The organism is Bordetella sp. MIP270_01_BMS, assembly GCF_054958705.1.
The window spans coordinates 2154317-2173715 of sequence record NZ_CM143297.1 but is presented as its reverse complement, the minus strand read 5'-3'; the positions used below and the strand labels follow the sequence as shown (position 1 = coordinate 2173715).

Annotated in this window: 15 protein-coding genes and 1 tRNA gene; 11 read left to right on the top strand and 5 right to left on the bottom strand. The window is 62.7% G+C overall.

All coding sequences use genetic code 11. The features are described from left to right. Window positions 1-436 precede the first annotated feature (436 nt). Window positions 437-527 (top strand) — tRNA-Ser (locus ACV17W_RS10175). An 823-nt stretch (window positions 528-1350) separates the two neighbouring features. On the opposite strand, the gene ACV17W_RS10170 is transcribed toward ACV17W_RS10175, so the two are convergent. Next, complete coding sequence (locus tag ACV17W_RS10170) at window positions 1351-1797, bottom strand: carboxymuconolactone decarboxylase family protein (protein ID WP_462596296.1); 447 nt, start codon at window positions 1795-1797, stop codon at window positions 1351-1353. Between the two features lie 156 nt (window positions 1798-1953). On the opposite strand from ACV17W_RS10170, the gene pdxR reads away from it, so the two are divergent. Together pdxR and ACV17W_RS10160 are read left to right on the top strand one after the other, a co-directional pair. Next, a complete protein-coding gene (gene pdxR, locus ACV17W_RS10165) occupies window positions 1954-3372 on the top strand; it encodes a MocR-like pyridoxine biosynthesis transcription factor PdxR (protein WP_462596295.1) in 1419 nt (472 codons plus the stop codon). A gap of 458 nt (window positions 3373-3830) precedes the next feature. Next, window positions 3831-4948, top strand: a protein-coding gene (locus ACV17W_RS10160) for an IS3 family transposase (protein WP_462592677.1) whose coding sequence is annotated in 2 segments (ribosomal slippage) — window positions 3831-4092 and window positions 4092-4948 — 1119 coding nt in all. Because the reading frame shifts where the segments join, the coding sequence is not laid out codon by codon here. Between the two features lie 84 nt (window positions 4949-5032). Here ACV17W_RS10160 and ACV17W_RS10155 read toward each other — a convergent pair. Continuing rightward, window positions 5033-5515 carry a MarR family winged helix-turn-helix transcriptional regulator gene (locus tag ACV17W_RS10155; protein ID WP_462596294.1) on the bottom strand — a complete coding sequence of 161 codons (483 nt, stop codon included), beginning with the start codon at window positions 5513-5515 and terminating at the stop codon, window positions 5033-5035. Between the two features lie 49 nt (window positions 5516-5564). Here ACV17W_RS10155 and ACV17W_RS10150 point away from each other — a divergent pair, with 49 nt between their 5' ends. Continuing rightward, complete coding sequence (locus tag ACV17W_RS10150) at window positions 5565-7079, top strand: FAD-dependent oxidoreductase (protein WP_462596292.1); 1515 nt, start codon at window positions 5565-5567, stop codon at window positions 7077-7079. 443 nt (window positions 7080-7522) lie between these two features. Here ACV17W_RS10150 and ACV17W_RS10145 read toward each other — a convergent pair whose 3' ends face one another. Further along, window positions 7523-8476 (bottom strand): alpha/beta fold hydrolase, encoded by a 954-nt coding sequence (locus ACV17W_RS10145; RefSeq protein WP_462596291.1) that lies wholly within the window; start codon window positions 8474-8476, stop codon window positions 7523-7525. Between the two features lie 119 nt (window positions 8477-8595). Between ACV17W_RS10145 and ACV17W_RS10140 the strand changes: the two genes are divergently transcribed. The 7 genes from ACV17W_RS10140 to ACV17W_RS10110 all read left to right on the top strand — a co-directional run bounded on the left by ACV17W_RS10140 (window position 8596) and on the right by ACV17W_RS10110 (window position 15482). Further along, window positions 8596-9423: an AraC family transcriptional regulator gene (locus ACV17W_RS10140; RefSeq protein ID WP_462596290.1), complete on the top strand. Its 828-nt coding sequence runs from the start codon at window positions 8596-8598 to the stop codon at window positions 9421-9423. A 183-nt stretch (window positions 9424-9606) separates the two neighbouring features. Further along, entirely contained in the window at window positions 9607-10494 is an 888-nt protein-coding gene (locus tag ACV17W_RS10135) for a LysR family transcriptional regulator (RefSeq protein ID WP_462596289.1), read from the top strand. Between the two features lie 81 nt (window positions 10495-10575). Continuing rightward, window positions 10576-11832 (top strand): alpha-hydroxy acid oxidase, encoded by a 1257-nt coding sequence (locus tag ACV17W_RS10130; RefSeq protein WP_462596288.1) that lies wholly within the window; start codon window positions 10576-10578, stop codon window positions 11830-11832. A 52-nt stretch (window positions 11833-11884) separates the two neighbouring features. Further along, a complete protein-coding gene (locus ACV17W_RS10125) occupies window positions 11885-12919 on the top strand; it encodes a lactonase family protein (protein WP_462596286.1) in 1035 nt (344 codons plus the stop codon). Beyond that, entirely contained in the window at window positions 12898-13764 is an 867-nt protein-coding gene (locus ACV17W_RS10120) for a TauD/TfdA dioxygenase family protein (RefSeq protein ID WP_462596285.1), read from the top strand. The genes ACV17W_RS10125 and ACV17W_RS10120 overlap by 22 nt, the downstream gene beginning before the upstream one ends. Before the next feature lie 44 nt (window positions 13765-13808). Further along, entirely contained in the window at window positions 13809-14780 is a 972-nt protein-coding gene (locus ACV17W_RS10115; protein WP_462596284.1) for a Bug family tripartite tricarboxylate transporter substrate binding protein, read from the top strand. 9 nt (window positions 14781-14789) lie between these two features. Further along, window positions 14790-15482: an HpcH/HpaI aldolase family protein gene (locus ACV17W_RS10110; protein WP_462596283.1), complete on the top strand. Its 693-nt coding sequence runs from the start codon at window positions 14790-14792 to the stop codon at window positions 15480-15482. Between the two features lie 121 nt (window positions 15483-15603). Here ACV17W_RS10110 and ACV17W_RS10105 read toward each other — a convergent pair whose 3' ends face one another. Beyond that, entirely contained in the window at window positions 15604-16881 is a 1278-nt protein-coding gene (locus ACV17W_RS10105) for an O-acetylhomoserine aminocarboxypropyltransferase/cysteine synthase family protein (protein ID WP_462596282.1), read from the bottom strand. 235 nt (window positions 16882-17116) lie between these two features. Beyond that, window positions 17117-18799, bottom strand: a complete 1683-nt coding sequence (locus ACV17W_RS10100; protein WP_462596281.1) for an MORN repeat-containing protein — start codon at window positions 18797-18799, stop codon at window positions 17117-17119. Window positions 18800-19399 lie beyond the last annotated feature (600 nt).

Genomic DNA, 19399 nt, shown 5'->3' with positions numbered 1-19399 from the left:
TCCGGCGTCCTGTTTGGTTGCTCGCCGGATGGCTTCCTGTACCGGAGCCAGAGCGGATGTTATCCCTAATGGGGGCATGGAAGTAGACCTTTCGAGCCTCATTAAGTCCATATTGTGATACTACGTGCGGATGTGGACCTCAGATAGCGGGTGTGCGTGTGGTTGGTAGGGTAACGAACGTCCACATTAAAGACTTCCAGGCTGCTGCCCTGAAGCCTGGCGCCGGCGCCGCCGGGTTGCGCCACCCGTCTTGCGACGAAGCCTGGCGGCAAACTGCGCGACCAGGAAGTCTCAGCTTAAGAGTGAGCCGTCGAGCCCGTTCTGCGTAGCGGCCGTCCCACGGCCGCATGCTTGTCGCGCGCCATTCTGTTAGAATCGCGGATTCGCATTTGCGGCCTGCCCGGCCTGTCGGGTTGCAGGGCCCGCATCCGAATCAGGACAGGTGGCCGAGTGGTTGAAGGCGCACGCCTGGAAAGCGTGTATACGTTCATAGCGTATCGGGGGTTCGAATCCCCCTCTGTCCGCCAGATTTCGAAAAAAGCCCTTGATTTCAAGGGCTTTTTTCTTGTCAAGCGGGTGTTAACGTTCAGCGATTTGCGTTGCTGTGCACTTCACTTGCTGGCGACGGGCCGGGGTGCCGATCAAGCAGACTGCAATTGGTGGTGTCGATCATGGTATCGATACGCCCAATACCATGACCCCCGCCGCGCAGGAGCCGCAGGCCGCGCAGCTTGACCCAGAATGCCTTGTATAGCTGACGCTCCCGGTTTGAGCCCTTGCGTCTCGGCCGGGCAAGGGGGGTGCGTGTCTCGCTGTGTTCAATGGATGTGCGCATGTTTATGGGACGCACGGTTTGCGGCCTCTGCAGGACATAATCCAATGGAAGTCGGGCGATTTCTGGGCATGTTGGCTAACGAGCGCTCGGTGGTGACCGCCACGCACAACCAGACCTTTAGCGCGTCACCGCGTCCCACCCCGAAGGATTGGCATCGGGCTGTGACGGTGTAGTGGCCTACATCGTCGCTCACGCCGAACTCATTGCTTGGGATTTAAGCTGGTCGAAGTGGCGGTTTTGATATCGACGCTACCGCCGATATGAGTTGCCGGCCCGCTTGGTGTCCACAGGCATTGGTGAATGACGGCTCTGGAGCTTTAAGTGCGACGGCGCGCCACGATTGGAAGCGGCGTACCACGCCAAGAATGGCGTCTCTCTGCCAGGAGCAGACGTTCGCGGGCGGTTGTCCAAAGCTGCCCTTCGCGCAGCTCGGTCTGAATTGCATCATCGACGGCTACGGTTTCGCATCATCGAGCCCGTGAAGCATCACTTCCAATCTGCGTGTGAAAACCAGATCATGACTGGGCAGCGACAGGAACTCGAAACGGCGCTCCCAGCCGATTGAACGCGTTCATTGCGGCGATCGTGATCGTGAGGTCAACTAGATCCTTGGGCGCGAATTGTGCCGAGGCGGCTGCATACGCCTCATCAGACGCGTGCGTCTCGCTGACACGGGTCACCTCCTCAGCCCAGGCCAGCGCGGCGCGCTCCTGCTCAGAGAACAAATGGTGCACCTCGTCCCATACGGGTACCAAACTGATCTTGTCGATCGACATGGTTTTTCTTAGATCGCGACTGTGCATATCGATGCAGTGTGCACAGCCATTGATTTGCGAAACGCGGAGGAACACGAGGTGCACGAGTTCCTCCGGAAGGTTCGTCTTTCTTGTGACGTAGTGGTGGATACCGAAAAGTGCCTTTGCGCCTTCAGGTGCGATCTCTTGCCAGTTCAATCGGGTCATCACAGTCCTTTGCTGTTTTTGATGAGTGTCGGATCGCAGCCGGTGGGCCCCGAAGGCCGCCTCTCGACTTCGGCCGCGATCCATGTCATAAGCAGACGTTACTCCTCCGGGTGTTGGAGAAACAGGCCCAAAAACTGCCAAAACGACTGACCCAAGATGGCTGACTTAAGTACGTTCGACGCGCTGTTGATTCAGGTGGACCGAGCCGCCGTCGCGCCAATCGGCGACCAGATCCATGCGAGCCTGCGAAGGGCAATCCTCGACGGCCGGCTTACGCCAGGACAGCGTTTGCCTTCCGGCCGGGACCTCGCCGCGCAGCTTGGTGTCGCGCGCGGCACCATTCGCGTGGCGTACGATCGGCTAATCGCCGAGAACCTGGTATTCGGTGCCGGACCCGCAGGAACGCGCGTATGCGCTCGGCCGTCTACCTTCGAAGCGTTCGACGACTTGCCAATCGAAAGACCTTTGGCGGCTTTCAACCGTCCATTTTCGAGCGCCCCAAGGCCGTTCCAAATGGGCGTACCCGCTCACGACGCGTTTCCGGCCAAGCTGTGGGCCCGCATGCGAGCGCGTGCCCTACGCGACGACGCGAGCACTGATACGGCCTACGCTGACCCGCGAGGCGAACCCGTGCTGCGGGCCCAGATCTCGAGCCACCTTGCCATCAGCCGACAAATGCAATGCCATCCCGATCAAATCATCGTCACCGGCGGATACCGGCAGGGCCTACTGCTTGCCCTCACGGCGCTACGCGCTCACGGGCGTAAGGCGTGGATCGAAGAGCCAGGTTATCCGTTAGGACGGCGCGGGCTCGAGCTGATCGGCGCCGCGCTCGAACCTGTGGGCGTTGACGCCGAGGGGCTGCGCGTGGAGGATGGCATCGCCCGGGCCCCAGACGCCATGCTGGCACTGGTCACCCCAGGCCAACACGCACCGCTAGGCGTGACCCTATCGCGCGCACGCAGACACGCCTTGCTCGACTGGGCGGCGTCAAGTGGCGCCTGGATCATCGAAGATGACTATCTCGGGGAACTTCAGCTCGACGGTCGGGCTGCGCCAGCCCTTGCCTCAGGCGCACGCGCCGAGCGTGTGATCCACATCGGGTCGTTCAGCAAAACGATCAGTCCGGCACTCGGCCTCGGTTTCGTCGTCGCCCCACGTTCGCTGGCGGAACGTCTGGTCGAGGTCGCCGCCGTGTTGGCCCCGGCCTCGAACCGGATCACCCAGCTGGCTGTTTCGGAGTTTCTATCCAATGGGCACTTCCTGCGGCACCTGCGGCAAATGAAGGCTCTCTATACCGAGCGCCGCAATCTTGCGCTAACGCATGTAAACGAGCTTCTGCCGGGCACGCTGGCGGCTGGGCTGGGCGTGATCGCGCCGCTGCCACAGATTGCCGACGACATCGCCGTTGTGCGTATCGCCCGCGAACATGGGCTCGCGCCTTCTGCGTTCTCCGCTTGGCACCTTAACCGCACTAACGTGCAACGTGGCTTGCTACTCAGCGCGACGAACCTGCACCACGACAACATAGATGCTGCATGCGCGACGCTTGCAAGAATCGTTGCATCTCGTTGAATCGTAGACCGCAGATCCCTTTGGACCACGCACGCGGCGTCGGAGGGTCCGGTTCTCGCGCCTACTGACGTCAGCGTTCGGCGGCGAAGTTCCGCCGACGGCCAGTAGCTGACATTTGGCGATCAAACAAGGCGACCTACGCCAGCTCCGCAAGCCAGTCGCAGGCATCATGCGTGGCGACGGATCCACGGCAGTTCGGTCGCGGCCGTGGCTGACCAACTATCGCTTGACAGCTCTTTGTTCTCCCGCATGCTCTCCTATACTTGAGGAAAGGGGGGAAGGACGATGTTCGAAATTACTGGCGCACAAGTGGCAGACCTCAATGACGCCGATCTGCGAACACTCGTCGCACGTCTCGCCTTGGCAGAATTGCGGACGCAGGGTTGCCCCGTAGGATCCCCCTCAGAGTAGACGTCAGCCAGTAGAATTTCGGAGCCTCCTTTCCATCGGAGACTCCCTTGAAGAAAAGCAGATTTACCGAAAGCCAGATCGTTGCGGTGCTCAAAGAAGGCGAAGCCGGCATCCCGGTCGTCGAGTTGTGCCGCAAGCACGGCATCAGCAGCGCCACGTACTACCAGTGGAAGAGCAAATACTCGGGCGTGCAGGTGTCCGAGTTGCAGCGCCTGCGTGAGCTTGAAGCGGAGAACGCCAAGCTCAAACGCATGTACGCGGATCTGGCCCTGGAGAACTCAGCGATCAAGGATGTGCTGAACCGAAAATCCTGACGCCGTCAGCCAGGCGCGGGGTCGTCGAGCAGTTGGTGGAATCGAAGCTCTCGATCACACGTGCCTGTCAGATTGCTGGCCTGTCGCGGGCGGCGTACTACAAGAGGCCAACTCCGGCAGAGCAGCGCGATGCCGAGGTCATTGATGCGCTCAATGCCATCGTGACCCGGCATGGGCGTTGGGGATTCTGGAAGTGCTTCACACGGCTGCGGCTCGATGGCCATTGCTGGAACAAAAAGCGGGTTCACCGGGTGTACTGCGAGATGGGATTGAATTTGCCTCGACGCTGCAAGAAACGGCTGACTGACCGGCCCCGTCAGCCGCTGGACCATTTCCTGGAGCCAAATCGCTGCTGGGCATTAGATTTCATGCATGATGCCTTGTACTGTGGCCGACGCTTCCGGACGTTGAACGTGATCGACGAGGCCAACCGGGAGTGCCTGGCCATCGAGGTAGGCACATCCATCCCGTCGGCACGCCTGATCCGTGTGCTCAACCGCCTGATCAATTGCTATGGGGCTCCTGAGGCCATACGGCTGGACAACGGGCCGGAGATGGTCTCGCTGGCGTTCACCGAATGGGCTGCTGCCAGAGGCATCGCCGTGCGTTATATCCAGCCCGGAAAACCGAATCAGAATGCGTTCATCGAGCGCTTCAACAAGACGTATCGCACTGAGGTGCTCGACGCTCATCTGTTCGCTAATCTGCAGCAGGTGCAGGCCATCACCGAACAATGGCTAATCGATTACAACGAATACCGCCCACATGAATCACTGGGCGACGTCCCGCCGGTGCAGTTTATGCCTCGGCTAACCCTTGCTCCGAATCTCTATCAGCCGTCGTCTACTTGACGGGGGACCCTACGCCTTCAGCTCCTATAAGACCCGGCGCTTACGCGAGTTCATATCCAAGGCGCCGGACACGCGCCAGCCGCCTCATGCCCGAGTGCCCAGTTCGAGCGCCTCCGCGAACTTGCGCATCAGGCGCACGAGTTCCGCGACATCTTCCGCGGCCCAGTCCTCAAAGATTCCCCGTGCCAGACGCTCGCGTGCCTGGTCTAGCTTGTCAGTCACGGCTCTGCCCTTGGCAGATACCACCGTTTCGCGCATCCGGCGATCTTCGGGATTCTCGTGTCGCATCACCATCTCCATCCGTTCTAGCTTGGCAACTTGGCGGCTGATGGTCGTGTAATCCCTGCCAAGACGATCCGCCAGATCCACCACGCCGATCGGGCCCACCCTTTCAATCATCACCAATAGACGAAAGAGAGCCTGATCCAACTGCACGCCGGCTTCCGCGATCAGTTGTTCGTCGTTCCGGGGGCGGTTCATCACACTCAGTATCGTGATCAAGGACCGATGAAGGTCCTTCAACTGCGCCGAGATATGTGTATCTTGCACTTTTTTCCCTGTGGGCATAAACTGTCCTCCTGATGTGTGCATATTACACATATTTGGGAAAACTGCGATGCGAGAATCCGTCGACGTGCTGATCTGCGGTGCGGGTGCCGCCGGCTTGACCCTGGCAATAGAACTGGCGCGGCGCGGCGTGCGCTTCGCCCTTATCGAAAAGTTGTCGTCCCCCTTTCCGGGCTCGCGCGGGAAGGGGATTCAACCGCGCACCCAAGAGGTCTTTGAAGACCTGGGAATTCTCGATCGAGCCATGGCCGCGGGCGGTGTTTATCCCAAGGTTCGCAAATACACGGCGGACGGCGCTCAGCTGGATCAGGAAGCTGCGCCTGCTGCCGCACTTACGGCCGCCGAGCCCTACACCCTCGCGTTGATGGTGCCGCAGTTCAAGACCGAAGCGATTATGCGCGAGCGCCTGGCCGAATTGGGCCAAGCACCCGAGTATGGCGTGGAGCTGGTCGGAATGGAGGTTACTGCCGGCGGCATAGAAGTCCTGCTCGCCACTCCGGAGGGCCAGCAGAGGCTCTACGCCCGCTACGTGGTGGGCGCCGACGGCGGGCGCAGCCTGGTGCGCCGAACAATGCGCATCGGTTTTCCGGGCACGTCTCTAGGCGTGCGGGCGATCGTGGCCGATGTCGTACTGGAAGGGCTGTCGCGCAGTATGTGGCATCAGTTTGACGGTAACGGCGCGGGTCCCCTGGCCATCTGCCCGCTTGCCGGCACGGATATGTTCCAGATCCAGGCGCCCGTGCCGCTGGAGGGCGACATCGACCTTTCCGCGGCTGCGCTGACTGAACGCATCGCCCTGCACACCTCGCGCACGGACATTACCGTCCATTCAGTTTCGTGGTCTTCGATTTATCAAATGAACGCCAGGCTGGCCGACCGTTACCGAGATGGCCCCGTGTTCCTGGTCGGCGATGCTGCACATGTCCATCCTCCCACCGGCGGACAAGGCCTCAACACAGGCGTGCAGGACGCCTATAACTTGGGCTGGAAGCTGGCCGCCGTGCTTGCTGGCGCGTCCGAGGGGCTTCTTGATACCTACGAAGCCGAACGCAGGCCTGTGGCCGCGCACGTACTCAGCCTGTCCACGCGGTTGCTTGCTGGTTTCAAGAGCGGAGACAACAGGCGGACCCGCGAAGTGCAGCAACTGGACGTCGGTTATCCAGCATCTCTGCTAACCCTTGCGTCGCAAGCCGCCAGCAGGATTGCGCCGGGAGCCCGCGCGCCCGACGCCATTGTGCGTGGCGCAGGCGGCAGCCCGACGCGCCTGTTCAACTTGTTCCGGGGCACGCATTGGACATTACTCGTCAACGGCCCTTCAACTTTTCCGCCAAGCGCTGGCTTGCACGTTCACTGCATCGGCCCCGGTATGGAGATCGAAGACCACCTGGGGCAATTCGCCAAGTTTTACGGTCTGGCCGCGGGTGCCGGCACGCTGATCCGGCCGGACGGGTATGTGGCAGGCGTTTTTGCGAGGGATCGGGCCATCGAGATTCGAGCGCATCTGGACCGCTACTGCAAATGCGCCCATAGCTGTTCTGGCGCCGCTTTGGGAAACCGTTTATGAAATGATTCCACCTGCTCTCTTGCAAGGCGTGTACTCAAAGCATCCATCGACGCGTCGAGCGCAGTCACGATATCTTCCCGTGATCATGCCTCTACCGTCGAGCGACCACTTCCGGCCGATCCTGTGGAATAACTCCTTCAGATACCACCGGAATCAAGCGCTGAAGCGTCATGCAATCGGGCTTGGTGTCTGACTGGCTGAGCGATTGATTTGCTTGTTCTGGATCCCCCTCTGTCCGCCCGTTGGATTGCTCTGCCCATTGCAGGCTGTCTCGCTCCGGGGGGGCAAACGCCTTCGGTCCTATACGGGAGGCGCCGAAGGACCGGCTGAAGCTGGCCCGGTCTCTGTTGCATGGTTCTGTTCCTAAAAACATGAGGCAGGGCTGAGGGCTACGAATACAGGCCGGCCGTGACGCTGCTCACGGCCGGCCTGTATGGCGCAGATCACTGCTTCAAGAAGTCCAGCAAATCCTTATTGAAGCCGTCTTTGTGCGTGTCGGTCAGTCCGTGCGGCGCACCGGGGTAGACGATCAGTTTCGCGCCCTTGATCAGCTCAGCGGACGCCTTGCCGGAAATGGCCAGCGGCACGATCTGGTCGTCATCTCCATGAATTACCAGCGTGGGCACGTTGAACTTTTCCAGATCAGCACGAAAGTCGGTTGCAGAGAACGCCGCGATGGAGTCATAGGTGTTCTTGTGGCCGGCTTGCATGCCCTGCGACCACCAGCTGTTGATCAAGCCCTGCGACACCTTGGCGCCCGGTCGGTTGAAGCCGTAGAAAGGCCCCGCCGCCAGGTCCAGGTACAGCTGCGAACGGTTCTCGAGCGATGCCTTGCGCAGACCGTCGAACACCTCGATTGGCACGCCTGCTGGGTTGTCAGGCGTCTTCAGCATGAGTGGCGGGACCGCGCTGACCAGGACTGCCTTCTTGACAAGACTGCTGCCGTGGCGGCCGATGTAACGCGCCACTTCGCCCCCGCCGGTAGAAAATCCCACGGCGGTAATGTCCTTCAGCCCCAGGGCCTGGATCACGGCCGCCAGGTCGTCGGCATAGTGGTTCATATCATTGCCATTCCAGGGCTGGCTGGAGCGGCCGTGCCCGCGGCGGTCGTGAGCGACCACCCGGTAGCCGTGATTGGCCAGGAAGATCATCTGCGACTCCCAGCTGTCCGAGCTGAGCGGCCATCCATGGCTGAAGGTGACGACCGGACCATCCTTGGGGCCCCAGTCTTTGTAGTAGAGGCGCACGCCGTCGGCGGTGACGATGTAGTCGCCATCCACGGTGGCTTGCGCCGCGATCTGCGCTGCCGGAGCAAGTTCGGTCGTATGCGCGGCCGCCACGGATTGCAGGGACGCGGCAAGTACGCCGATGAGGAGTTTTTGGGTGAAAGCATTCATGAGATAAGTTCCTGTCAGTCGTTGATGGGATCGATTTCGTTTTCGACAGGACGCATTGTGCGGGATTGATCAGTACTATGGGTGATGTAAAATACTTTTTTCTTAACTAATCGTATTCCATGGCCGATCGCCTCGCCGCCTTGATGGCCCACTTCCCGGTGACCGCGAAAGTATGCAGCGTGAGTGGTTCTGCCACTTTCAGCAGGCCGCAAAGCAGCGAGTCGCACGGGGAGTTGCACGTGGTGCGCAGCGGCACCGTGCTCGTTCGGCACGGTCGGGAGTCTCTGCGCGTCGATCAGCCCAGCTTGCTGCTTGCGCCCCGCCTGCCTGGCCCAGGGTTTGCCGTCGAGCCGGAGCCAGGCGCCGATGTCGTAGGCGCCGTGCTCGCGTTCGAGGGCGGGGCCAGCAGTCCCATCGCTGCGGCCTTGCCCGAGCTGGTGTGTTTGGCGCTGGATGAAATCGATGGGGCAGGGCCCGTGTTGCAAGTGCTGTTCGATGAAGCGCTGGAGCAACGCTGCGGCCGCGTTGCGCTGGTGGAGCGCCTGTTCGAAGTGGTAATGATCCAGGTGCTGCGACAGCTGATGGAAGCCGGCCAAGTGCAGGGGGGCTTGTTGTCGGGTCTGGCGCACGCGCGCTTGCGCAACGCGCTGGTGGCCATGCACGAGACGCCTGCCAAGGCATGGACGCTGGGCGAGCTGGCTGAGGTGGCGGGAATCTCCCGCAGTGTGTTTGCCAAGACATTCCGCGAGACCGTGGGCATCACGCCCGGACAGTATCTGCAGAGTTGGCGGGTGCGGCTGGCGCAAAAAGCGCTGCAGCGCGGACGCCCGCTGAAAATCATTGCCGCCGAGGTGGGCTACGGCAGCGAGGCCGCGCTCTCACGCGCCTTCAAGGCACACGCGGGCCGCTCGCCGCGGGAATGGAAGGCCCGAGCGCGAGCGCATTAGAGGCCGTAGATGGGCGGATGACCTGACTTTATGAGGTTCGGCGTCATCGGATCGGGAAGGGGCCCATGGTCGACCGTCACCGCGACTGCATGTGAGTCGTGTCTCTGGGAGGCGCTACCGGGCCCGCTCTCGACTCAACGGCGCGGCGAATAGAATGGCGCGAACAAAATGGAAGGGGGGCGCATGAGAATCGAATTTCTCGCAACGCTGGCGGCTGTGGCCGAACACGGCAGCCTGGCGGCCGCCGCCGAAAAAGTCAGCCGGACGCCCAGCGCGGTGAGTCTGCAGATGAAGCAGCTCGAGACTTATTTCGGCCAGGCCATTCTTGACCGCTCAGGTCGCAACGTGCGGCTGACACGTTTTGGGCGAGACCTGGCCAGGGTAGGCCAGCGCGCTTTCGACGACCTGGAGGCCCTGCGCCGGGTTTCGGAGATCTCGCCCGTCGGCAAAGTGCGGTTGGGTATTGCCAGCTCGGCGCTGACCAACCTGTTCCCGCAGGCGTTTGCACAACTGCAGCAGCAGGCCCCCGGCGTGGCGCTGGATCTGCGGCGCGGGCCGAGCGACCAATTGCTTTCAGACGTGAAGGCGGGCCGGCTCGACGCGGCGGTGATCATCCGGCCGCCATCGGGTGGTTCCAGCAGATTCCGCTGGACGCCGCTGTTGAATGAAGAATACGTCATGCTGGCGCCGGAGCATCTTACGGGTACGGATGTCAGAAAGCTGTTGCGCCAGCTGCCATGGATCAGGCTCGACCGCAGTCTTTTGACGGGCAGGATCGCGGCTCGTTATGTGGATTCATTGCTGCCGCAACATCCCGCGCTGCTGGATCTGCCGGCGTCGGATGTGATCGCCGCCATGGTCGAGTCCGGTGTGGGGGTGTCGGTGCTGCCGCGACTGCCGCCGCGTAGCCGCGACGCGTACCGCATACGCGAGATCCGGCTGGGGCGCAGCGGTCCGGTCCGGCAGACAGTATTCGTGCAGCGTATCTCCGACAGTGAGAAAAGGGTCATCAATGCCGTGAGGGAAGCTTTCGTCTGGGCCGCGGGCAGCGGATCGGACGACCCAGTCTGAATCGTGAGAAAAACTCACGCTTGGAACGACGAATTATCGCGCAAGCGTGATGGCGCGAGCCATATACTCTGGCCACGAATAATGACCCTGCCTCTCTCGATGAAAGCCACTCTGCGTCTTGATGATCTGGTATCAGTAGGAGCGACACCCCACACGCGGGTGGGGATGGGCAACCTGCCCAAGCGGCTCAAGCGTGTGCTTTGCCTGGATGATTTCGAGACCGAGGCGCGGCGGATATTGCCGCGACCCATTTATTCATACGTCGCGGGCGGTTGCGAGCTGAACAGGTCTGTCGAGGCAAACCGCAACGGTTTTCGGCAGTACATGTGGATCACGCGGGTGCTGCGCGACACGTCGTCGCGCACCCTGGCCACTACGCTGCTGGGCAAGCGTTACGCGGCGCCGTTCGGCATCGCACCCATGGGCATCTGCGGGCTCACCGCCTATCGGGGCGACATTGCGCAGGCGTCAGCCACCCAACGCGCGAACGTGCCGCTGATCCTGAGCGGCGCTTCGCTGGTGGCAATGGAAGAGGTCACCAAGGTCAATCCCGATGCGTGGTTCCAGGCCTATGTGCCGGGCGAACCCGAGCGCATCATGCGTTTGCTGGACCGGGTCGAAGCGGCGGGGTTCGGAACGCTCGTCGTGACGGTCGACACCCCCGTCAGCGGAAATCGCGAGAACAATCTGCGCGCCGGCTTTTCTACCCCCTTGCGGCCCAGCCTACGCCTGGCCTATCAGGGCATTACACATCCGCACTGGCTCTTCGGAACCGCTCTGCGCACGCTGGTCAGGCACGGCATGCCGCATTTCGAGAATGCGCAAGCCGCTTCGCGTACGCCGATTCTGGCCAAGTCGGCCATGCGTGATCTGGGCGCGCGCGACCATCTCAGCTGGGAACATTTCGCGCAGATCCGCAGGCGCTGGGCGGGCAAGCTCGTCATCAAGGGCATTCTGCACCCGGAAGACGCGAAGCTCGCCCAGGACCAGGGCGCGGACGCGATCATCGTATCGAATCACGGCGGACGCCAGCTCGACGGTGCGACGCCGCCGCTCTTGATGCTGCCCAGAGTCCGCGCGGCGGTCGGGCCAGACTATCCGGTCATGATCGATGGCGGCTTCCGCCGAGGCAATGACGTGTTGATGGCATTGGCCCTGGGGGCGAATTTTGTGTTGCTGGGGCGGCCGTTCAATTACGCCGGGGCCGTAGCGGGCGAAGAGGGCGTGATGCACGCGATCCGCATACTTGCGTCCGAAGTATTGCGCAACATGGCGCTGATAGGCATTGACCGTCTGGACGATCTGGACATGGAACGTCTGGAACCCGCCAGGCCTTAGCAATCATGCGCCGCCAGTACGCTGGCAAGGCAGCGTGAGGAGACTCGAATCAATGATAGTGATCGTGGGCACCTTCACCACCCCGCAACGGAGGGGGACCGCCAAGGGACTGCGTTCGTACCGTGTGGCTGCCGATGGGTGGCATCTCCTGCAGGAACTGCCTGCGGACAACCCGTCATACATCGTTCGGCATCCCGTGTTGCGCAACCTGATCTATACCTGCCATAGCGATGATCGGAAGGTCAGCGCGGCAAGGGTGGGGGACGATGGAACCATGGAATGGGTGGGGGAATGCGCCACCGGCGGCGACAACGGCGCTCACCTGGCGGTAGCCAACGACGGCAGCGCCCTGATCGTGGCGAATTTTTCCAGCGGCAGCATCAGCGTGGTCCCGTTGGACGCGGCGGGCAGGTTCCAGGGCGCTTGCGACACGATGGCGCTGCAGGGCGCGACCGGCCCCCATCCGCTACAGACGGCCAGCCAGCCGCATCAAATCAAGTTCTCTGCTTGCGGGCGATTTTTTTTCGTTCCCGACAGGGGATGCGATACCGTGCATGTTTTCTCGTACCAGTCTGCGCGCGACATACAGGCACTGCCGGGGGCGGTGCTGGCGCCGGGATCGGGTCCACGCCATATGGAATGGCATCCGAACAAGCCCATTGCCTACGTGCTGAACGAACTCGACTGTTCGGTGGCGGCTTGCCAGTGGAATGAATCCGAACGACGCCTGGAGCCTGGGGCGAACGTCGCCACGCGGCCCGCGGGAATTACCAAGGAAAGCATCGCCGCTGCCGTCTGCGTCTCGCCGGACGGCCGCTTCGTCTACACGACGACACGCGGCCACGATTGCATCACCGCCTTCCAGACCGGCGCCGACGCCCTGCATCCGAAGGCCATCGACTTCATGGACGACGTCGGCAGTTTCCCGCGCTTCATGGAAATGGACGCGGACGCCGGCGCGCTGTGGGTGACGTCGAATCGTAGCAACGACATCATCCGGGTCAACCTGGACAAGGAATCAGGAAAGTTCGCCGACACCTGGCGATTCCAGTCGGCGAGTCCGACGTGTCTGTTATTCATGCATTGATGGAGCTCTCCATGGTCGAAGCCTTGCGCTTGCGGATGCTTACAGAATATCTGGGCTATGAGGTCGAAGGCGTCGATCTGGCCCAGCCGTTGCCACCGGGCGCCGTGGAGCTGCTGCGCGGCGCGCTGGCGACACGGGGGCTGCTCGTTTTTCGCAATCAACACATCACCTCGGAGCAGCAGGCTGATTTCGCGCGTCTATTCGGCCGGTTCACCCGGCAGGGCCCCGTGCACAGCGTCAGCCCGGACTGCACGTATATCTCTAACGCCAGGGCCGACGGCGCATTTGGCAACGGCGAACTGGCATTCCATTACGACCATTCTTATTACGACTGCCCGATCAAGGTGTTGATGCTTTACGGCATCGAGATCCCCGCCGAGGGCGGCGAGACGCTGTTCACCAATTCGGCGGCCGCGGTACGGCATATGCCGGAATCATTGCTGAAGGAACTCGCCGGGCGCCAGGTGCTGAACCAGCTCGACTACACCTCGCTGCTCGATGACCGCAAGGACCTCAAGGCGGTGCAGGTCCAGGCCTGGCACCCGGCGGTGACCACGCATACGGCGTCCGGTCAGCAGATTCTGATGGTCGTGCGCGAGCGGAGCAAACGCTTCAATGACCTGGAAGGCGCGCGGGCGATGGAGTTGATCGAGGCCACGCACTCGGTGCTTGCCGATCCCAAGCTGGTTTACCGCCACCAGTGGGCGCCGGGCGATCTGCTTGTATGGGACAACCTGCTGCTGCAGCATGCCCGCTCGCCTTTCGACTCGACCCAGAAGCGCACCCTGCGTCGCTGCGCCATTGCGCATGATCTCGAGCCCGCGGCGGCCTCGCGAGGCGATTGATCTCAGTACCGAAAATCACGAATACAACGACAAGGGGAGACATCATGAAGAAGACCATACTCAAGGCGATCGCCGTATTGACGGCGATGTGGGTCATCCAGGGCAGCGCATTCGCCGCCGCGAATACCGGCTTCCCATCGCGCCCGGTGACGATCATCGTCGGCTTCGCTCCCGGTGGCGGCGGCGACATCGCCATGCGATGGGTGGCCCGCTATCTGTCAGAGCGTTGGGGTGTTCCGGTCATCGTGGAAAACCGGCCGGGGGCAGGCGCGACGGTGGCGACCGGGCAACTCGCGCGTGCGAAGCCCGACGGCTATACCGTCGGTCTGGCCACCAGCAGCCCGTTTGCAACCACGCCCCACTTCCAGAAAGTGCCGTACGACCCTGCCAAAGACTTCACCTATCTGTTCCAGTTTCTGGTGAGCGCACAGCCGCTGTTTGTTCGATCGGACGCGCCGTACAAAACGATGGAAGAGCTTCTGGCATGGGCCCGCCAGAACCCGGGCAAGCTGTTCTGGTCGACCGCGGCCACTAATGGCGCCACGCATATCGCCACGATGGCGGCTTTCAAGTCCGCCGGCATCGATGCCACCTATGTGCCGTTCAAGGGCGGGGTTGAGCCCATGAACGCGCTGTTGGGCGGGCAGATCCAGGCGGTGGTGTCGGACGGCTTTCTCAGCTTTCTGCAGGCGGGCCAGGTGCGCCTGCTGGCTGAAAGCGGACCGACTCGCGTTCCGGCCTTTCCGGACATTCCGACCTATACCGAATTTGGCTTTCCCTTGTCAGTGCCTATTTTCTATGGCGTGGCGGGGCCGGCCGGCATGCCCGACGACGCCGTGAAAGCATGGAACGAGGCGGGCCAGGACATGGTCAAGGCGCCCGGGTTTGCCGAGATGGTGCAAGTGCTGCGCGGATCGCCTTCCTACCTGGGAAAGGCGGATTTCACTGATCGGGTGACGCGCATGTACGAAGAGATCGGCCAGTATGTCGTGCAGTTGAAACTGAAAACCGACTGAGCGGCGGACATGAAAATCAAGGAAAAGCTGGCAGCGGGGCACGCGGTCACGATGATCAATGCGGGCCATCCATCGGCCTCGGTGGCCGAGGTGTTGGGCTCGCTGGGCCTGGACGCGGTCTTTATCGACTGCGAGCATGGCATGGCAGCCCCCGAGCGAGTGCAGGAAATGTGCCGGGCAGTGCGGTACGCCGGAAGCTGCCCGGTGGTGCGCCCCGAGGTGAACCGCGATTGGCTGATTACGCGTTACCTCGACGCCGGTGCGGGCGGCATCATGGCGCCGCACATCGAAACGGCGGCGGACGCGCAGGCCCTGGTGTCCGCGGTACGCTATGCCCGGCCCGAAGACCACGCGTCAAAGCTTGTCATCGCATTGGTGGAGTCCATCCGCGCGCTGGAGAATCTGGAATCGATCGCGGCGGTCGATGGTATTGATGCGCTGTTTGTCGGTTCGGGCGATCTGGCCAACAGCCTGAATCTTCCCGGCCGAAGATTTCATCCCGAGATCGTAAACCGTGTGCAGGACGCAGGCCGGCGCATCGTGAAGGCCGGAAAGATAGCGGGTACACGCGTCACCACGCAGAATGCGCCGGAGTTCGTCGAGGCAGGATTCCGGCTGCTGTACGAAAACGCCAACGCCTTTCTAAGCGCGGGCGCGTCGCAGTTCATTTCGGCCTGCTCGGTGGCGAAGTCGCCCAAATAAGGTGCAAAAGGGGCGCCTGGTGCCGGATTGAAGTCCGGTTCCGGGCGCCCTTTATCGCGTATGGCGCAGGTATTGCCGCGGGCCGGCGGCGCGCCTTGCGGCGCTCGCCGGCCCGCGCGGCTTACACCTGATTCAACGCCTGTTCCAGGTCTTCCAGCAAGTCGTCGATATGTTCGATACCGACCGACAGCCGCACCATGCCTTCCGTGACCCCGGCCTTGGCCAGTTCGTCGGGATCGAGCTGCCGGTGCGTGGTTGACGCGGGGTGCGTGGCCAGCGATTTCGCATCGCCGATGTTGACCAGGCGGGTGAACAGCTTGAGGGCGTCCAGGAACCGTGCGCCAGCCTCGCGGCCGCCGTCGCCCTTCAGGCTGAACGACAGAATGCCCGAGGCGCGGCCGCCGGATTGCTTCTGCACGATGGCATGGTCGGGATGGTCTTTCAGGCCGGCATAACGCACCCACTCGACCTTGGGATGCTTTTGCAGGGTTTCGGCGATGGTCTGCGTGTTTTCGCAGATGCGGTCCATGCGCAGGGCCAGGGTCTCGATGCCTTGCAGGATCTGGAAAGCGTTCTGCGGCGAAATGGCCGCGCCCATGTTGCGCAGGGGCACCACGCGCGCGCGGCCGATATAGGCGGCGGGGCCGAGGGCTTCGGTGTAGACCACGCCGTGATAGCTCACGTCGGGCTCGTTCAGGCGCTTGAAGCGGGCCTTGTGTTCTGCCCACGGGAACTTGCCGCTGTCGATGATGGCGCCGCCCACGCTGGTGCCGTGGCCGCCCAGATATTTGGTGAGGGAGTGCACCACGATGTCGGCGCCGTGCTCAATGGGACGAAGCAGGTAGGGCGAGGGAACAGTGTTGTCGACGATGAGCGGAACGCCATGCGCGTGCGCTACATCGGCCAGCGCGCGTATGTCGGTGACGTTGCCCAGCGGATTGCCGATGGACTCGATGAACACTGCCTTGGTGTTGTCGTCGATCAGCTTGCCGAAGGCGGCCGGATCGCGCGGGTCGGCAAATCGTACTTCGATACCCTGCTGCGGGAAGGTGTGCGCAAACAGATTGTAGGTTCCGCCGTACAGCGTGCTGGCGCTGACGATATTGTCGCCAGCTTCGGCCAGGGTCTGGATGGCAGCAGTGATGGCGGCCATGCCGGATGCCACGGCCAGGCCTGCGATGCCGCCCTCGAGGGCCGCGACGCGCTTTTCGAGCACGTCGGTCGTGGGGTTCATGATGCGCGTGTAGATGTTGCCCGGCACCTTTAGATCGAACAGGTCGGCGCCGTGCTGTGCGCTGTCGAAAGCGTACGCCACGGTCTGGTAAATAGGCACCGCCACCGACTTGGTGGTGGGGTCGGGCGAATACCCGGCATGTACCGCAAGAGTCTCTATTTTCATATTTATCAGTAGTGAAGTTGACGCCGCGCCAGAACACGGCGCGGGGTTCGATAAGCGTTCAGCGGCCCGGTACGCCGCCAGCGCAGGGGCGGAGTACGTTGACGGGCGCTGACGGCACCAAGGCAAAGAGCGAATTCGTCCATACGACCGCCCGAGTGTAGCGGTTTCGCGTGCCGCCGGCGCCGTCGCGGCGCGGACCTGCCATGGGCGGCCTGGATCAGCGCGAGTTCCGCCATCACTGTCTGTAGTACGTGGTTCCGCCTATGGTCAGTTCGCGTCCGTTGTAGCTGCATGATGCCGATCCGCCGGCCAGCGATCGGCGATTCATGACGGATCCGCCGGCATCCCGGTACACCGCCTCGCCGTACTCGAACTGCATGGAGTTGGCCGAGCCCTGCCAGCGGAAATCGACATCGAACGTGTAGGTGCGGCCGCCGCCATACGTCTGCTGCCAGAGGCTGCCGCTGCCGTTCGCATTGAACACCAGCCGGGACAAGCCGGTGGATGTGGAGAAACGCCCGCTGATAGCGGAGCACCCGCTGACGGGCCCGGTTTGTGCCGGCGCGCTGCCGGCGCTGACGTTGGGAGCGGGCGGCTGGCGTGGTGCGCCCTGACCGCCCGTATTATAGGTGGCAGCCAGGCGCTCCGCGGCCGCGACGGCGTCGGCCAGGCCCGACGAACTCATGGGTTCGACGCGCTTGCCGGTTCCGGCGCTGGCCTGCCGTTGCGCGTCGAGTTCCTGCGCCTGCGCGACCTCGCGGGCGGCGGCGAGGTCGCGTGCCTTGTTGCGGCGCTGATACTCGGCGGCTGACGCCATTTTCTCGCCCTCGAAGTACGCGCAGGGGATGCGTCGCCCGGAAACGGTGCAGGTAAACACGCCATCGAGGCGATCGATCTCCTCGCCGGGTACATCATGGATGATGGTTCCGTCCGCCAGGGTCAGGGTGCCCTGGCCAGCCGGTGTGCCGTCACGGGTGTCCCCCTGCCAGGTCTTGCCGTCGGGAAATTCGAGTTGGCCGGCCGCCGGAGCCGCCCCGGCGTAGTTCCCTTTGAATACGCGGCCGTCGGGGTAGCGCGTAACGCTGCCATCGATCAGGCCTAGTCCTCGCCAGCGGCCGTCCACCTGGCGCCCATCCTCGAACGCCGGTGTGCCGGTGAAACCTTCCGGATCGGCCTGAGCGTCGTCGATTTGTCCGATGCGCCTCTGCTGCTGGAATAGTTCCAGCACGCCGCGCCCGCGCGGGCGGTCGTCGGAACGTGGGCCATACCAGCGTCCTTCGCTGCTGTCGCCCAATGCAATGCGCAACGGCTCGAACGTCTGGCGCAAGTTCAGGCCGTTCGTGACGCCCATCGCCTCGGCAAGGCGTTGCTCTGCCGCCTGGCCTTCCAATACCTTGACGGTGTCATGCAACAGGCCCAGGTCAATGTAGACCACGGTGGCGCGGTCGGCCTGGATCTGTACCCACTCCGAGAACCGCTCGTCGCCGCGCAGGCCGACCTTCACCAGATAACTATCCGGCAGCAGTTGCAGCCGTGCGTGATAGCCGATGCGCGGGGTCGCTCGCACAGGCTTGAAGCCTGGCTGGGTTTTTGCCGCGGATACTTCGATGCGCCATCCCTCGGTACCCCACGGTGAATCCGGCAAGATGATGTGCAATTGCCCTGGGGCATGCGGGCCGGCCGTCGCGTGGTCGGCCGCCGTGGCTTGGGGCGTGTCGGAATGGGCAGCGTTCGCGGCCGTGGCCTGGACGCGCGGCTCGGCGGCGCTGCCAGGCGGCGGCTGCGAACCGGCGTCAGCCGGTTTCAGGCTTGCGAATGCCCGCTGCACGCTGGTGCCCATTTCCGTCATCGTGGCACAGCCCGGTGCGATCGCGAGTATCGACGCCAGGGCGGCAAACCGCAGCCCGCTTGCCCGCATTGCGCCGCTCATGCGACGCAAGAGAACGGTTCGCTCCCTGGTATGGGGGCGCGACTATTATCAGAAAGGGCGCTCGCGGGCTGGGAGGCGGGGCGTAACGGCATGTCGTTGGCTTCCTTTTTTATCGATGTCTGTTGAAAGGCCGCGGGCAGGCGGTGCGGTACACGCACCAGTGGTCTAGACGACTGTGGGGTTTTAGTCCGTAACCTGACAATTTGCAACCATGCAATACCGTTTGGATACTAAGTGGGTGGATGGCCCCGCGCAGCGATGTGGCGTGCCGTTTGAGGCTTCCGCGTGGCGGCCGTGCATCGACTTGTCAGAAGGCACCCCGCTTTCAGCGCCACTACGCGCGCACGGTGGTGTGGGACGATGCCCAGGAAAGGGAACAGGTGCCGGCGGCACGGCGGGCAGGTAAATAGGGGGTGACCCGGTTTCGCGAGGCCTTGGTTTCGAAGACAATGTCGCGTTCGCGAAGTGTCGCGGCCTGCAATGGCCGGCCGCTACAGGAATTCCCGCTTGAAACTTCCCCTGTCCGACATCACCGCCTTGCCGTGCCCGGCCGCTAGCCTGTCGCGCGGCAGCGCACGCCGGGCCGGG

Coding starts and splice junctions, on each gene's coding strand:
- ACV17W_RS10170 (WP_462596296.1), bottom strand. CDS start 1,797: ATGACCCGATTGAACTGGCAAGAGATCGCACCTGAAGGCGCAAAGGCA.
- pdxR (WP_462596295.1), top strand. CDS start 1,954: ATGGCTGACTTAAGTACGTTCGACGCGCTGTTGATTCAGGTGGACCGA.
- ACV17W_RS10155 (WP_462596294.1), bottom strand. CDS start 5,515: ATGCCCACAGGGAAAAAAGTGCAAGATACACATATCTCGGCGCAGTTG.
- ACV17W_RS10150 (WP_462596292.1), top strand. CDS start 5,565: ATGCGAGAATCCGTCGACGTGCTGATCTGCGGTGCGGGTGCCGCCGGC.
- ACV17W_RS10145 (WP_462596291.1), bottom strand. CDS start 8,476: ATGAATGCTTTCACCCAAAAACTCCTCATCGGCGTACTTGCCGCGTCC.
- ACV17W_RS10140 (WP_462596290.1), top strand. CDS start 8,596: ATGGCCGATCGCCTCGCCGCCTTGATGGCCCACTTCCCGGTGACCGCG.
- ACV17W_RS10135 (WP_462596289.1), top strand. CDS start 9,607: ATGAGAATCGAATTTCTCGCAACGCTGGCGGCTGTGGCCGAACACGGC.
- ACV17W_RS10130 (WP_462596288.1), top strand. CDS start 10,576: ATGACCCTGCCTCTCTCGATGAAAGCCACTCTGCGTCTTGATGATCTG.
- ACV17W_RS10125 (WP_462596286.1), top strand. CDS start 11,885: ATGATAGTGATCGTGGGCACCTTCACCACCCCGCAACGGAGGGGGACC.
- ACV17W_RS10115 (WP_462596284.1), top strand. CDS start 13,809: ATGAAGAAGACCATACTCAAGGCGATCGCCGTATTGACGGCGATGTGG.
- ACV17W_RS10110 (WP_462596283.1), top strand. CDS start 14,790: ATGAAAATCAAGGAAAAGCTGGCAGCGGGGCACGCGGTCACGATGATC.
- ACV17W_RS10105 (WP_462596282.1), bottom strand. CDS start 16,881: ATGAAAATAGAGACTCTTGCGGTACATGCCGGGTATTCGCCCGACCCC.
- ACV17W_RS10100 (WP_462596281.1), bottom strand. CDS start 18,799: ATGCGGGCAAGCGGGCTGCGGTTTGCCGCCCTGGCGTCGATACTCGCG.